Consider the following 13993-nt stretch of genomic DNA (forward strand, 5'->3'; position numbering starts at 1 on the left):
CCCCGCGACGACTGCCTAGCGGGATTCGGCAGGCGCAGCGGCGGTGTCCGCAGCCGCCGTTTCCGCAGAAGCGACCAGCTCCCGCAAGGCGGCCATGTGCGCGGCGAAGGCGGACGTGCCGGTCCTGGTGAAGGCCGCCCACGTGCGCTGGCGCCCGTCCATCTTCGCCTTGGTGATCTTCACGTAGCCCGCGTCCGTCAATGCGGAGAGATGCTTCGACAGCACGGAATCGCTCACCTCCAGGATTTCGCGCAAGGTGGCGAAGTCGATCTGGTCGGCGCGCGACAGGGCCGCGGCGATCTGCAACCGGGCCGGCGGGTGCAGGACGGCGTCTATTGTGGCAGCACCGTTCATCGGGCTTCCCCGGAACGCAGCTCGGCGCGGTAGACGCCCTGCCACGCATAGCTGAGCGCGGTGGTCGCAATCATCGTCCCCCCGGTCAAAAGCCAGAATTCCGGCTGCTGCAATTGCGGCTGCGAGATGACGCTGCGCACCAGCATGACAGCGGCCACGAGGATGACGATGAGCACGAGGGCAATCCATCCGGTGCGCCCCTTGCGCAGGCCGTTCACGGTCATCCCGTGCGTCTTCCGGTCCGCCCGCTGCACGACCAGCGCAAGCACGACGACAAGACCGCTGACGAGGATATTGAGCGAATTGTCGAGCGTTTGCGCGAACAGCAGGATCCCGGCCATCGCCCCCACGATCGCATGGCGCCAGAATGGCCAGTGCATCCTGTCTGCCATCTTGCTGTCGGTTGCCGAGACCTTTCCCAGTGCGGCGGCTGCTTCATTTCTGTCCATGATCGGTATCCTTCACTTTCCAATATGGAAAGAGATACGCGTCACTTTCCGATTCGGCAAGTGAAACCTTTCCACTTTGGAAAGTGCCGATCCGCTGCGCTTCCCTGCACCGCTCCGGAAGCGTTGTTCGGCGCGTTCGATCCGCTCTTTCAGCTTGTCTTCGAAGGCGTAGTCGAGGCCGTAGATGCGGTCGTCCTCACCCAGATAGGCGGTGGCCTTGATCCCCTCCGGCAACCTGTCCTTCAGCCCTTTCAGCCTGCCGCGCTCGATGCTCATCAGCCATTCGGTGTGGTTGTTGGCGAACATGACGTGGGCGGCGCTGTCGTCCTCGCCCGGAACATGCCGCAGGCAGGCCGTTCCGCGCGTTTCCCGACCCCCGGCATAGGCCGCGCGGCGCTTCATCCGGAACCGCATGACTGAATAGACGGCCAGCAGCAGGATTGCCCCGTTCGCGCCGTCAAAGATACGCAGGGCAAGCGGGCTCCCCGTCCAGCGAAACATAGCCGAGCGCGAGCGCCAAGGCGGCCCCGCCGATGACGGAAAGGATTACCGGTAGCAAAAGGCCGCCCCCCGATCGTGTCGGAAGGCGGCCTCATAGCGCAGAAAGGCGACTCTTTTAAGCGGCGATCAATCCTCGTCCGCCTCGTTGCCCACGCCGACGTTGGGACGCGGGGCCGGCATTTCGGCCTTGCGGTCGCCGGTCTTCAGGTAGGTGTCGAACCATTCCATCATCCGCACGTTGTAGTCGTAACGTGCTGCGGCGCCCTGGTTGCCGTGGCCTTCGCCCGGATAGAGCACCAGACGCACCGGCGTTTCGGGCTTGCGGACCTTGATCGACCGGTACAGCTCGTAGCTCTGCGTCGGGCTGACGCGGGTGTCTTCCTCGCCGTGCATGATCAGGATCGGCGTTTCCGCCTTGTCGACGTGGTAGACGGGGCTGACTTCCAGCATCTTCACCCAGTTGTCCCACGGCCAAGCGCGGCTGTGGACGTTGTACATCTCGTACGGGATGTCCGTGGTGCCGAACTTGCTGATCTGGTTGGAAATGCCGACGAACATGACCGAGGCGGCGAATTCATCCGACAGCGCTGTTGCGGCCCATGCGCTGGCATAACCGCCATAGGACCCGCCGGTGATGCCGGTGCGGTCGGGATCGGCGATCCCGTCTGCCACCAGCGCCCGCTTGGCATCGACGATGTCGGTGAATTCGGGGTCGGTGTAATTGCCCTGGTGCTGCTTGGCGAACGTCGTGCCGTAGCCGGTGGAGCCGCGGTAGTTGGGCAGGAACACGGCATAGCCCTGTCCTGCTGCGACCTGTCCGGGGCCCGAATAGGCGGTCACCCAGCCGTTGCTGTCGTGCGCTTCCGGCCCGCCGTGGACGTTGAGGATCAGCGGGGCACCGCCGGCAGGCGCACCGCCGACCGGTTCGATCAGCACGCCTTCGATCTGCTGCCCGTCGCGCGCGGTATAGGTATAGGCGCGCTGCGTGCCGAAAGTGATCTCCGACAGCCACGGGTTGTGGCTGGTCCAGCGGGTGAACTGGCCGTTCGCCACGCTGAAGAGCTCGGTCGGATGCATCGGGCTGTCGGCGGTGACGACCATTGTGCCGCCGGCGTCCTCCACGCTGGCGAGGATCAGCGAACCGCCGTCGATCTCGCCCGCGATGCTGCCGTCGGCGTTGTAGGTTCGCAGCGCACTCTGCACGCCCTTGTGGATCACCGCGACCAGCCGGCCGTCGGGCAGGAATTCCGCATCCACGGCCGCTTCCGGCGCGCCGTCGTTGAGCGCGGTCATCGCGCCGCTGGCGGCATCGACGAAATAGAGCGTCGTCGCGGCCGGATCGTTCATGTCGACGCCGGCGATCATCGACAGGCGGCGGCCGTCCGGCGACATCTCGACATCGCCGATCTTGCCCGGCGTTTCGACTTCGCGCGTCACCCGCCCGCTGGCGAGGTCGAGGATGTGGACCCGCTTGGAGGTATAGCTGTCGTCCACGTTCGGCGTCGGCGCGCTTTCGATCAACGCGGTGCGGCCGTCGTTCGACACCTGGAAGGCGCTGACATAGCCGGGGATCTCGATGGCGACGGGCTCTGCATCCACTTCCGCGTCATAGCCGGTGGCGGCAGACGCGCGGAACATGCGGTTGAGACGGTCTTCCTCTTCATAGACGATCGCATCGAAGCCGGCCTTGCGCTCCGCATCGCGCTGCTTGTCGGCTTCGGCGCCCGCCAGCATGTAGACCGTGCCGCCGTCGGGTGACCAGGCATAGCTGCGCACGCCGGACTTGGCGACTTCGGCCACCTTCATCGGCGCGCCGCCGTCGACCGGAATGGCCCATACGGCGGTATCCCCGCCATCCTCGCGCCACAGGTAGCTGATCATCCGCCCGTCGGGGCTGAAGCGCAGGCCACGCACGCTCTGGTCGGGGGGCAGGAAGGGGCGGGCGCTTTCGGGCGCCCAGGCGAGGTTGAGCTGGGTGCGGGCGCCGCCGTCCTTCTCGCCCTCGGTCACGTCGGGGCGGCTGACGGTGGTGTAGGCGACGCGGCTGCCGTCGGGCGAGATTTCGACGTCGCCGACATATTCCAGCTTGGCGACGTCTTCGGCGGTCAGCGGGCGCGCCTGGGCGGCGGCGGGCACGACCAGGGCGGCACCAGTGGCCAGCAGGGCGGCGCGGGCGGTGAATTTCATGGGGGTCTCTCTCCTGTTGGTACGTGGCGCCTACATACCGATTGGGGCGCTGCGTTCAATGGCGGCTTGCCGTAGCGGCCCCGTGGCCGCATGGTCTGGCCGTCTTCGAGGGGGAGAATTCACCTTGCGCCGTCTCCTGCCAGCCTGTCTTGTCGCCATTGCCGCTGTCGGCAGCGCGGCCATCGACACGCCCGCGCTGGCGCAGGACTATGTCATCCATGCCGGCAGCGTCATCGCCGATGCGGGCGGGGAGCCGGGCGGACCGGCGACGATCACCGTTTCGGGCGGGCGCATCGTCGCGATCGGGGACAGGTTCCTGATCGGCCAAGGCATGACCAGCCGCGAAGCCTTCGCCAGCGCCACCACGGTCGCCGTCGGGGTGCTGGGCATGGAGAACGAGATCGGCCGCCTCGCTCCTGGCTATTCGGCAGACATCGTGGCGGTGAAAGGCAACCCGCTGGACGATGCGACCGCGCTCGAAAATGTCGACTGGGTCATGATGCGGGGGCGGATCGCGGAATGAGCTATTTCGCGGGCTCACTTGCACACGGGGCGGACCGTGGCTGACGCGACAGACATACCTGCCTGGATCGCCCTGTTCATCGGGCTCTACTCGCTCGCCGCCGCGGTGGGCGAGTTTCGCATGCCCGGCACTTGGGCGGCGATGGTGGAGGACCTCGCGCAAAGGCCGGGGCTGCGCTTCCTCACCGGCGTGTTCGTCCTCAGCCTCGGCGCGGCGATCTACCTCGTCACGCCGTGGCGGCCGGGGGACCGGCTGGCGGTGGCCGTCAGCGTCGTCGGCGGGGTGTGCGTGGCGGAGGGGCTGCTGCTTTTGGCCGCAGGCGACCGGTTCATGGACTTCGCCCGCCGCCTGATGGGGCGGGGATCGACCGCATGGGCGGGGTTTGCCGCGCTGTTCGGGGCGGCGGCGCTGTTGACCGCCTTATCGCGCCTGCAAACGCTCTAGCGCCCGCCCGCCTCCCGGATCATCGATGACGGGTAGGGCGCGATCAGCGACTCCGCCCGCCGCCACTCCGCGCGCAGCCAGATATGCGCGGCGCCTTCGTGCGGCGGCAGGATGACCGGCATCCGTTCCTGCCCGATTGCTTTCCATGCGGCGTTGGCGGGGCAGGTGAGGAGGGCGAAGGCCGGAACCTCGCTGTTCACCCACACCCCGGCCAGCGCAAAGATGGTCTGATCGCCGCAGCCCAGCCAGTGCTGGCGCCGCCTGCCGCTTGCGGGATCGGCGCGGCCCCATGCCATGATCGACGTTGCAGGTACGAGACAGCGGAACTCGCTGTTGCGCAAGTTCCCGATCCAGAACGGGCTGTCCGGGTTGCGCACGGTCAGCACGCCGCTGCGCCCGTCATGCGGCACCCCGGGCGGCGGGGGCACGCCCCACAGGCGCGGGACGACGCGGCGCGGCGGCTCGCTTGCCGGGCGCGGGCCGGCCACGAACTCGCGCCCCGACGTCACGACCGGGGCGAAGCTGCCAGGTGCGACATGGCCGCCGGCCCACGGATCGTCCCCCGCCCGCGTGGCAAAGCGCACCGCGACATCGGCGGCCATCGCGTCGAGGCGGAACAGCACGGTCATAACGCGTGACTAGAGCGCGGCGCTTGCGAGGGAAAGCTCCGGCAAGAACGCCTACCGCGCTTGCCAAGCCGCGCTTCGTGCGCGCAGACTGGCACCATGGGCAAGTTCGTACCGGATCGCCGTGTCGTCCTCGTCTCGATCGGTATCGCGGTGGTGCGGTGGGCGTGTTGCTTGCGATGGGCCGAACGCCGATCTGCGAATGCGGCTATGTGAAGCTGTGGCACGGGCAGATCAACAATGCCGGCAACAGCCAGCACATCGCGGACTGGTATACGCCCAGCCACATCATCCACGGCATGATCTTCTACGCGCTCGGCTGGTGGCTGTTCGTGAAGCGCGGGCTGGGCGGGCAGGGGTCTGCACGCTGGGGGCTGGCGCTCGCCGTCTTGCTGGAGGCGGCGTGGGAAGTGCTGGAAAACACGCCGATGGTCATCAACCGCTTTGCGCGCGCCGGGCCAGTGGATAGGGCGCGAGGTAATTTCGGCATCCTCTGTTTCTGGACTTCGCGCTGTCCGACGCCTATACCCCTCCCATCCCCGGGGAGCGCGCTTGCGCTGAGAGGGGCGCGTAGCACCGCCCGACCCGTCGAACCTGAACCGATTAGCATCGGCGGAGGGAGTGGCATGACCCGCTCATCCTGAGCTTGTCGAAGGGCCGCTTTTCCTCCGCTACACGGAGAGAGCAGCATGGCCGACATCAACAGCCACGTCGAAATTGGCGTCACCACCGGGCCCATCCGCGGCAGCCGCAAGGTCCATGTCGCGGCAAAAAGCGGCAGCGGCATCCGCGTCGCCATGCGCGAGATCGACCTTGAAGGCGGGGAGCCGAGCGTGCGCGTCTACGACACCTCCGGCCCCTACACCGACCCCGACGCGCGGATCGACATCAACGCCGGCCTCCCCGCGCTGCGCCGCGAATGGATCACCGGCCGCGGCGACGTGGAGGAATATGCCGCGCGCGAGGTGAAGCCCGAGGACAACGGCCAACTGGGCCCCGACCGCAGCGGCGGCGTCCCCGGTTTCCCCAACGTCGCCAAGACCGTGCTGCGCGCGAAAGCCGGCGCCAACGTCAGCCAAATGCATTATGCCCGCCGCGGTATCATTACGCCCGAGATGGAATACGTGGCCGAGCGCGAGAACCTCGGCCGCGAGCAGGTGCGCCGCGAGGTCGAGGGGCAGAGCTGGGGCGCGGCGATCCCCGAATACGTCACCCCCGAATTCGTCCGCGACGAGGTCGCCCGCGGCCGCGCGATTATCCCCAGCAACATCAACCACCCGGAAAGCGAACCGATGGCGATCGGGCGCAACTTCCTCGTCAAGATCAACGCCAATATCGGCAACTCCGCCGTGGCATCGGACGTCGCGAGCGAGGTCGACAAGATGGTCTGGTCGATCCGCTGGGGCGCGGACACCGTCATGGACCTTTCGACCGGTCGCAACATCCACGACACGCGCGAATGGATCATCCGCAATTCGCCCGTCCCCATCGGCACCGTGCCGATCTACCAGGCGCTGGAAAAGGTCGGCGGCATTGCGGAGGACCTGACCTGGGAGGTGTTCCGCGACACGCTGATCGAACAGGCCGAACAGGGCGTCGACTATTTCACCATTCACGCAGGGGTCCGCCTGCCCTATGTCCCGATGACCGCGAAACGCGTCACCGGGATCGTTTCACGCGGCGGCTCTATCATGGCGAAATGGTGCCTCGCGCATCACAAGGAGAGCTTCCTCTACGAACGCTTCGACGAGATCACCGAGATCATGAAGGCCTATGACATCGCCTATTCGCTGGGCGACGGCCTGCGCCCCGGCTCCATCGCCGACGCCAACGACGAAGCGCAATTCGCCGAGCTCTACACGCTGGGCGAGCTGACCAAACGTGCCTGGGAGCAGGACGTGCAGGTGATGATCGAAGGCCCCGGCCACGTGCCGATGCACAAGATCAAGGAGAACATGGACAAGCAGCTGGAGGCTTGCGGCGAAGCGCCGTTCTATACGCTCGGCCCGCTCGTCACCGACATCGCCCCGGGTTACGACCACATCACCAGCGGCATCGGCGCGGCGCAGATCGGCTGGTACGGCACCGCCATGCTCTGCTACGTCACGCCCAAGGAACACCTCGGCCTGCCCGATCGCGACGATGTGAAAGTCGGCGTGGTGACCTACAAGCTCGCTGCCCACGCCGCCGACCTCGCCAAGGGCCACCCTGCCGCCAAGGTCCGCGACGACGCCTTGAGCAAGGCCCGCTTCGAATTCCGCTGGCGCGACCAGTTCAACCTCAGCCTCGACCCCGACACGGCCGAGCAATATCACGACCAGACCCTCCCCGCAGAAGGCGCCAAGACCGCCCACTTCTGCTCCATGTGCGGCCCGAAATTCTGCTCGATGAAGATCACGCAGGAAGTGCGGGATTTTGCCGCCAGGCAAAACTCGGATAGCTACCTCGCGGCGAACCCCGCTCACCCTGAGCCTGTCGAAGGGCGGCCGGATGCGGAAACAGGGATGGACGAGATGAGCCGCGTCTATAACGAGAGCGGGCGCGAGCTATACATCGGGCAGGGCGGCCGCACGCACGACTGAGCAAGGCGGCGGCAGAAAAAAGGCCGGAAGTCTTCGGCTTCCGGCCCTTGGTTTCAGCGCAGCCTATCGATCAAAGTTCGTTGCCTTGATCGCCGCGGCGCTCGCCTTCGGCGCGCTGGCCTTCGCCCTTGCGTTCCTGCGCCTCGCCGGCCTGACGCAGCGATTCATTGCCGGTCACGTTGCCGACGGCCTGCTTGACGTTGCCTGCTGCCTCGTTGGCATAACCCGATGCCTTGTAGCTGGTTTCGCCCGGGCCGTTGCCAATATCATTGCGGCTGTAGCTACGATAGCGTTCCGAGCTGTCGCTTGTATCGCGGCGATAGTACCGGTCTGCGGTACCGGTCGTGCCAGCGCTGGCCACCGCGCCTGCAGCGGGCGAGCGCCAACCCTCGGACTTCCAGGAAGACGATTTGGTATCGATGTCCGACGCGTTGGAACGACCAATCACTTCACGCGCGCGTGCGGCGGTCTGGTCGTCCACCGTCACCGTGAGCAGCGTGTGCCCGCGATGAACACCTTCCTCGTAGGCATGCCGGTCCTCGTCGGGCAGACGGTAATCATCGTCGTCCCATCCGGCATCCGCCCACATCCCTCGATCGCTGGCGCTCGAGTACGCGCCGGCGCGGTAGCTGGGGTGGCTCTTGTCGTAGAGACCTCCGCGCCCCGCCCCGGTTCCGGCATCATCCTTGACGATCCCGAGCGAGCGAAGCTCGTTCTGGACCTGCTCCGCTTCTGCGCGGTTGTCGAACATGGCTGTTATCACTTGGCTCATCGTACTTATCCTTGCTGGCTAGCCGCGCGAGAAGCTGCGAGGCCGGCTAATTGCATTTGTGGCTTATCGCTGAAGCAGCGTGATCTCGACGCGGCGATTGTCACGCGTTGCGGCGCTGCCCGTCTCTCCGCTGGCATCGGCGGTGATCTGGTCGGCAGCGACGCCACCCTCGATCAGCGCGACGCGAACGGCGGCTGCGCGGCGTTCCGACAGCTCCTGGTTCGCAGCCGCGTCACCTGCCGGATCGGCAAAACCACGCAGCGAAACGCGAGCCGTCGACCGTGCCTTCAGCGCCGACGCCAAGTCAGCCACTTCCGCAGCTGCCGCTGATCCCAGTTCGGCGGACCCCGTATCGAACGTGACCCGTTCTAGGCCGTAAGTCGCAGGCAGCGGCGTCGTCCCGGCCAGAGTACGGTCGAATTCGGCGCGCGAATAGGCAGGCACGGTGTTGGCGGTGTCGACTGGATTGACGGCGGCCACCGTCTCGGTCGTCTCGACATTATCGGCTGTGACCGGGCGGTCAGCATCGTTGTCGCAACCCTTGAGCAGGAAGAACAGCAATGCGAGCAGGGCCAGCGCGCCAAGCAGCAGAGGCAGCCAGTTGCGGGATTTTTCGGGCGCGTCGCGCAGTGAGGAGTGCCCGTGCACATTCTTATTGGGATCGTTTGTCACCATTCCAATGTCTCCCATTCCTGCATCCCCGACCCCTCACGGCCACCTTGGCCGCGCCGAGCGGATGCGATCACACCTAAACGGTCATCGGGCATTTAATATCCCGAGGGACTGTTGAGCCGTTTTCCAGCATGCGGATGGGAAGGAAGGTATCGCCACCCGGCCGCCAAGGTCCGCGACGATGCCTTGAGCAAGGCCCGCTTCGAATTCCGCTGGCGCGACCAGTTCAACCTCAGCCTCGACCCCGACACGGCCGAGCAATACCACGACCAGACCCTGCCTGCAGAAGGCGCCAAGACCGCGCATTTCTGCAGTATGTGCGGCCCGAAATTCTGCTCGATGAAGGTCACGCAGGAAGTGCGGGATTTCGCGGTGAAGCAGAATTCGGACAGCTACTTCGCGGCGACGGCTCCGGTGGAGGATGCGGAGGCAGGGATGGACGAGATGAGCCGCGTTTACGAAGCCACGGGCCGCGAACTCTACATGGGGCAGGGCGATAGGGAGCATGATTGACGAGCGGGTCAGCGACGCAAGCTGCACCGAAGAGGCGCCGATCGTCGACCTGATGAATGGTCGCACCATCTTGGTCCCGCTCGCGTGGTTCCGCGCCTCGCGAACAGCACATTCGCCCAGCGCGCCAACTGGCTACTACTCCCCCGACGGGGAGGCCGAAGACCTCCCCTCGTAAAGACTCACGAACGAGGCCCGTACGCGTGTGTACGGGCCCCGCCAGGCCTTAGAGTTCTTCGGGCTTCATCACGCACTTGATACAGCCGTCATGCTTGTCGCGGAAGGTCTTGTAGAGATCCGGCCCGTCCTTCAGGTCGCCGCGATGGGTGATGATTCCCGACAGGTCGATCTCGCCCGCCTCCACCCGCTTCAGCAGCGGCGCGAGGTAGCGCTGCATGTGTGTCTGTCCCGATTTCATGGTGAGCCCCTTGTTCATGAAAGGCCCGATCGGGAACGTCACCTTATCGGCATAGACGCCGGGGACGGACAGGGTCCCGCCCTTGCGCACCGACATGACCATTTCCTGCAGCGCAAACGGCTGGTCTGACATGCCGGTGGTGTGCAGCTCGACCTTGTCCTTGATATCGCCGAGCACGCCGTGTCCGTGAGCTTCGGCGCCGACCGCGTCGATGCAAGCATCCGGCCCCCGGCCACCAGTCATCTCGTCGAGCGCCTCCTTGACGTCGGTCTGGCTGTAATCGATGGTTTCGGCCTTGCCGTAGCTCGCGGCGAGTTCAAGCCGTTCAGGCACCCGGTCGATCACGATGACCCGTTCCGCTCCCATCATCCACGCGCTGCGCACTGTGAACTGGCCGACCGGCCCTGCGCCCCACACCGCAACGGTCTTGCCCTTTTCATCGCCGATGGCGTTTTCCGCCGCCATCCAGCCAGTCGGGAAGATGTCGGACAGGAACAGCACCTTTTCGTCCGGCAGGTCGTTTTCCAGCTTGATCGGACCGACATCGGCGTGCGGCACCCTGACATATTCTGCCTGCCCGCCGGAATAACCACCGGTCAGATGGGAATAGCCGAAAAGTCCGGCGGGAGCGTGGCCCATCGCTTCGCGCGCGTTTTCCGCCGTGCGATTGGTCGTATCGCACAGGGAATACATTTCGCGCTGGCAGAACCAGCATTCGCCGCAGGATATGGTGAAGGGTACCACCACCCGGTCGCCGACCTTCAGGCGTTTGACATCAGCTCCGACCTCGACGACTTCGCCCATGAATTCGTGGCCCAGGATATCGCCCTGTTGCATCTTGGGAACGACACCATCCATCAGATGCAGGTCGGAGCCGCAGATCGCCGTCGAACTGACCTTGAGAATGCAGTCCCGGGGATCCTCGATACGAGGGTCGTCGACCGTTTCGCAGCGGATATCGTTCTTTCCGTTCCAGACAAGTGCGCGCATGGTTTTGACCTTTCTCGTATTTTCAATCGGTGTGGCCACTCAGCACACAGCAGGTAGATAAGTTCCACGGTTCACTTATTGAAGCTGCGATTTGCGTCCCACCTCGCAAGGGGGAAGATAGACCGCCGGACCACGCTCGCCGCGCAGGCGGCGGCATCTCATTCCGAACTGGCCGCGGCCAAAAGCGGCGAATTACGCCGCGTTACCGCCAGGAACCGGTCCAGCGCCTGCAGGAAGTTCAACTTTCGGCTTTGCTGACCGGGGGAGGGCTGAACGGGGGTGTTCCTGTGCGCGCTGGCGCAGCACGGCACGGTCGCCGCGGCGGCGCGCTCTGTCGGGATGAGCCGGCAGGCGGCCTATCGTTTGCGCGCCCGGGCGCCGCAATTCGCGCTTCTGTGGGAAGAGGCGATGCGGCTGGGCCAGGCGGCGCGGCTGCGGGCGAGGGCGGCGCGGCGGCGCAAGCGCGTCCGCCCCGCTGCTCGACACGCGGATGCTGCCGGACAAGCGCCCGCTGTCGGAAACGGGGCCCTTCGCCAGTGACGGATCGGGGCAGGTGGGGGTTACGCCTGGCCTCGCGCAAGGTGACGCGGCCCCGCGCGCAAGGTCACGGTTTTGACTTGCACGGTGCCGGATGTGCGCCGCGGGGTGACGCTTTCACGCGAAAGGTCACGCATTCGCGGCGCAGGGTTACGCTTCGCACGCTTTTGCGTCTGGAGGGTGTTCCACGTGCTCCACCGCGCGCGGCGGGCTTGCGGGCTAGATGACGAAGTCGCCTTCGTCCTCGCCGTCCCAGTATGCACAGCGGGTGGCGTGGACGTGCAGCATCACCAGGCCTTCGGTGTCGGTGCCGTCCTCGAACCAGCGCTCGAGGTCCTTCACCCAGTGCTTCTCGAACTCGGCCTTGTCGCGCACGATCTCTGCATCGCCTTCCAGCGCGATGAAAATGCCCGGCGCGCCGCTCTCCTTCGGGGCGCCCTGCAAGGACAGGCCGACCTTGGGGTTCTTCTCGATGTCCTTCGCCATGAGGCTGTCGGCCCAGGTGAAGTAGTAGCTGTCCCCATCGTAATCGACCTGGCGGTTGTTGCTCATCGGGCGCGCGCCGATCTGGCCGGCCCTGGTGTGGGTGTTCAGCATCACGAAGTCGATGTCCTTCATCGCTTCGGCAATATGGGCAAGGTGCTCTTTCGCGGTCTTGTCGACCATAACGTCTTCTCCTTCGTGCTCCATCCCCGGCGTCAGCGCGCGGGGGGCGGTTCGGGTTCCGCCGGAGGGAAGGGGAGAGGCGAAAAATCCTCTTTTGGCAAACAATTAGGTGATCCGGCATCGCGTGCTAATGCGCCGCCGCTGAGGTCGGAATTTGCGACGAACTTCGAGATTTGACGACCGCTGCACGCGGTATTCGGCAGCAGTGTAAATTGGACGACGACTTCCTTTCCCAGGAGAGGCACCGCTTTTTCGCAAACCAGCCGGAACCTCCCAGCCATGAACCAGAGCCAAGAATTCTACGCCGAACGTGCGGCAGAAGCTAAGGCAGAGGCGGGCAAGGCCACGCTGGACAATGTGCGCGACCGGGCGCTGCGGGCTCAGGCCACCTGGCAGATGCTGGCCGACCAGGCACATGCCGTGAAGCGCCGCCGCGAGCGGCTCGAAAGCGAAAAGGCCGCTGCGCGCGCTGCCGAAGTGCAGGTGCCTGCGGCAGGCGTTCCTTCCGCTGACTAGCCGAAAGCATGGCGTCCTCGCGCCTGCGTGCATCGCCGCGCCGAAGCGCCCTGCCTGCGAAAAGCGCGCAATTCTGGCACAAATCGATGCTTCGTGCATTCTTCTAGCCGGAGGGTGTTCCATCTGCTCCATCGCGGCCAGCGCCATCGTGCGCTCCCCCGGCGCTCCCCACGCCCCGCCGCCATGCAGATCCGGGCGCCGTTAACGAGAACCGGCAGAACGCCGACAAGGAGAGCGCCGATGAGCCAGACTTTCGAATTCTACAACGAACGCGCCAACGAAGCCGCTGCCGATGCGAAGAAGGCGAAGCTCGCCAATGTGCGTCGTCGTCTCCTGCGCGCGGAACGTTCGTGGCGTGGCCTTGCTGCGCGGGCGAAGGCGGTCGCGGAAATGCGCACGAAGGTGCTGCGCGAGAAGGCTGCGGAGCGTGACGCCGAGGCCGCCAAGGCCTGAATTTACGCGAGAAGCCACAATTTCGCCGCAATCGGAACGATCGCGTAGTGGGGCCGTAGTTAGGCTGAAGGCGCGGAACAAGCGCCCAATCTTTTACGATCTACACAAAGACCGAAAGGCCTGACTCCATGAAAAAGCTTACTCTAGCCCTCGCCTCCGCTGCCACTCTCGCGCTTGCCGCCTGTGGCGATCCCGTCGAGGAAAGCACCGTCGAAGGCGATAATGTCGCTGCCGACCAGGCTGTGAACGACAATGTCGAAGGTCCGGGCACGATCGTCGAAGTCGCGCAGGGCGATGAGACGTTTTCCACCCTCGTGAGCGCTGTGACCGCAGCCGGCCTCGGCGAAGCGCTGTCGGGCGAAGGTCCGTTCACCGTATTTGCACCGACCAACGATGCATTCGCCAAGATTCCGGAAGCGACGCTGACCGAACTGACGACCAACGATACGGACACGCTGGGCACGATCCTGCAGTACCACGTCGTCGAAGGTAACGTCGATGCCGCCACGCTGACCAAGGCAATCCAGAATGCCGGTGAAGACGGCTACACCATAAACACCGTGGGAGGCGGCACGCTGACCGCGATGATGGACGGCAGCAACGTCGTGCTGACCGACGCGACCGGCGGCACCGCCACCGTGACTGCGACCGATGTCGAAGCATCGAACGGCGTCGTCCACGTCATCGACACTGTGCTGATGCCCCAGTAATCGCTTGAATGCGAAACGCGCGCTACCACGACATGCAGTGCAAGGGCGGGCTTCCCGACAGGGAGGTCCGCCCTTCCGCTTAG

16 protein-coding genes, 2 pseudogenes and 1 riboswitch are annotated in these 13993 nt (G+C 65.4%); of the genes and pseudogenes, 9 read left to right on the forward strand and 9 right to left on the reverse strand.

The genetic code is table 11. The annotated features are described in order from the left end of the window. Nucleotides 1-15 precede the first annotated feature (15 nt). The 4 genes from QQW98_RS08605 to QQW98_RS08620 form a co-directional block, all read right to left on the reverse strand. Nucleotides 16-354 carry a transcriptional regulator gene (locus QQW98_RS08605; RefSeq protein WP_290134559.1) on the reverse strand — a complete coding sequence of 113 codons (339 nt, stop codon included), beginning with the start codon at nucleotides 352-354 and terminating at the stop codon, nucleotides 16-18. Then, nucleotides 351-803: a hypothetical protein gene (locus QQW98_RS08610; protein WP_290134560.1), complete on the reverse strand. Its 453-nt coding sequence runs from the start codon at nucleotides 801-803 to the stop codon at nucleotides 351-353. Before QQW98_RS08610 ends, QQW98_RS08605 begins: the two co-directional genes overlap by 4 nt. Before the next feature lie 12 nt (nucleotides 804-815). After that, nucleotides 816-1304 carry a hypothetical protein gene (locus QQW98_RS08615; RefSeq protein WP_290134561.1) on the reverse strand — a complete coding sequence of 163 codons (489 nt, stop codon included), beginning with the start codon at nucleotides 1302-1304 and terminating at the stop codon, nucleotides 816-818. 126 nt (nucleotides 1305-1430) lie between these two features. Then, nucleotides 1431-3491: a S9 family peptidase gene (locus QQW98_RS08620; protein ID WP_290134562.1), complete on the reverse strand. Its 2061-nt coding sequence runs from the start codon at nucleotides 3489-3491 to the stop codon at nucleotides 1431-1433. Between the two features lie 124 nt (nucleotides 3492-3615). Between QQW98_RS08620 and QQW98_RS13910 the strand changes: the two genes are divergently transcribed. Further along, on the forward strand, nucleotides 3616-4014 hold the full coding sequence (locus QQW98_RS13910; protein WP_319023278.1) for an amidohydrolase family protein: 399 nt from the start codon (nucleotides 3616-3618) through the stop codon (nucleotides 4012-4014). Between the two features lie 36 nt (nucleotides 4015-4050). Beyond that, complete coding sequence (locus QQW98_RS08630) at nucleotides 4051-4458, forward strand: hypothetical protein (RefSeq protein ID WP_290134563.1); 408 nt, start codon at nucleotides 4051-4053, stop codon at nucleotides 4456-4458. Here QQW98_RS08630 and QQW98_RS08635 read toward each other — a convergent pair. Further along, a complete protein-coding gene (locus tag QQW98_RS08635) occupies nucleotides 4455-5087 on the reverse strand; it encodes an SOS response-associated peptidase family protein (RefSeq protein WP_290134564.1) in 633 nt (210 codons plus the stop codon). The two genes, QQW98_RS08630 and QQW98_RS08635, sit on opposite strands and share 4 nt — an antisense overlap. Before the next feature lie 176 nt (nucleotides 5088-5263). On the opposite strand from QQW98_RS08635, the pseudogene QQW98_RS08640 reads away from it, so the two are divergent. Both QQW98_RS08640 and thiC read left to right on the forward strand, forming a co-directional pair. Beyond that, nucleotides 5264-5524, forward strand: a pseudogene (locus tag QQW98_RS08640) (DUF2585 family protein); the annotation flags it as partial. A gap of 90 nt (nucleotides 5525-5614) precedes the next feature. Further along, nucleotides 5615-5722, forward strand: a riboswitch (TPP riboswitch). Between the two features lie 51 nt (nucleotides 5723-5773). Beyond that, on the forward strand, nucleotides 5774-7666 hold the full coding sequence (gene thiC, locus QQW98_RS08645) for a phosphomethylpyrimidine synthase ThiC (protein ID WP_290134565.1): 1893 nt from the start codon (nucleotides 5774-5776) through the stop codon (nucleotides 7664-7666). Nucleotides 7667-7736: 70 nt separating this feature from the next. Here the strand turns inward: thiC and QQW98_RS08650 are convergent, their stop codons facing one another. Then, nucleotides 7737-8417 carry a CsbD family protein gene (locus QQW98_RS08650; RefSeq protein WP_290134566.1) on the reverse strand — a complete coding sequence of 227 codons (681 nt, stop codon included), beginning with the start codon at nucleotides 8415-8417 and terminating at the stop codon, nucleotides 7737-7739. Nucleotides 8418-8501: 84 nt separating this feature from the next. After that, on the reverse strand, nucleotides 8502-9113 hold the full coding sequence (locus tag QQW98_RS08655; protein ID WP_290134567.1) for an OmpA family protein: 612 nt from the start codon (nucleotides 9111-9113) through the stop codon (nucleotides 8502-8504). 153 nt (nucleotides 9114-9266) lie between these two features. Between QQW98_RS08655 and QQW98_RS08660 the strand changes: the two are divergent. Continuing rightward, nucleotides 9267-9623 (forward strand): annotated as a pseudogene (locus QQW98_RS08660) (phosphomethylpyrimidine synthase ThiC); the annotation flags it as partial. Beyond that, nucleotides 9616-9798, forward strand: a complete 183-nt coding sequence (locus QQW98_RS08665; protein ID WP_290134568.1) for a hypothetical protein — start codon at nucleotides 9616-9618, stop codon at nucleotides 9796-9798. The pseudogene QQW98_RS08660 and the gene QQW98_RS08665, both read left to right, overlap by 8 nt. Nucleotides 9799-9846: 48 nt before the next feature. Here the strand turns inward: QQW98_RS08665 and QQW98_RS08670 are convergent, their stop codons facing one another. Further along, nucleotides 9847-11028 (reverse strand): zinc-dependent alcohol dehydrogenase, encoded by a 1182-nt coding sequence (locus tag QQW98_RS08670; RefSeq protein WP_290134569.1) that lies wholly within the window; start codon nucleotides 11026-11028, stop codon nucleotides 9847-9849. A gap of 756 nt (nucleotides 11029-11784) precedes the next feature. Then, complete coding sequence (locus QQW98_RS08675) at nucleotides 11785-12231, reverse strand: pyridoxamine 5'-phosphate oxidase family protein (protein ID WP_290134570.1); 447 nt, start codon at nucleotides 12229-12231, stop codon at nucleotides 11785-11787. A gap of 279 nt (nucleotides 12232-12510) precedes the next feature. Between QQW98_RS08675 and QQW98_RS08680 the strand changes: the two genes are divergently transcribed. The 3 genes from QQW98_RS08680 to QQW98_RS08690 all read left to right on the forward strand — a co-directional run bounded on the left by QQW98_RS08680 (nucleotide 12511) and on the right by QQW98_RS08690 (nucleotide 13910). Then, nucleotides 12511-12747, forward strand: coding sequence for a hypothetical protein (locus QQW98_RS08680; protein ID WP_290134571.1), 237 nt, complete (start codon nucleotides 12511-12513; stop codon nucleotides 12745-12747). A 240-nt stretch (nucleotides 12748-12987) separates the two neighbouring features. Continuing rightward, nucleotides 12988-13200, forward strand: a complete 213-nt coding sequence (locus tag QQW98_RS08685) for a hypothetical protein (protein WP_290134572.1) — start codon at nucleotides 12988-12990, stop codon at nucleotides 13198-13200. Nucleotides 13201-13328: 128 nt separating this feature from the next. Next, nucleotides 13329-13910 carry a fasciclin domain-containing protein gene (locus tag QQW98_RS08690; RefSeq protein WP_290134573.1) on the forward strand — a complete coding sequence of 194 codons (582 nt, stop codon included), beginning with the start codon at nucleotides 13329-13331 and terminating at the stop codon, nucleotides 13908-13910. Nucleotides 13911-13993: the final 83 nt, after the last annotated feature.

This window comes from Alteriqipengyuania flavescens, from assembly GCF_030406725.1.
Lineage (GTDB): Bacteria > Pseudomonadota > Alphaproteobacteria > Sphingomonadales > Sphingomonadaceae > Alteriqipengyuania_B > Alteriqipengyuania_B flavescens.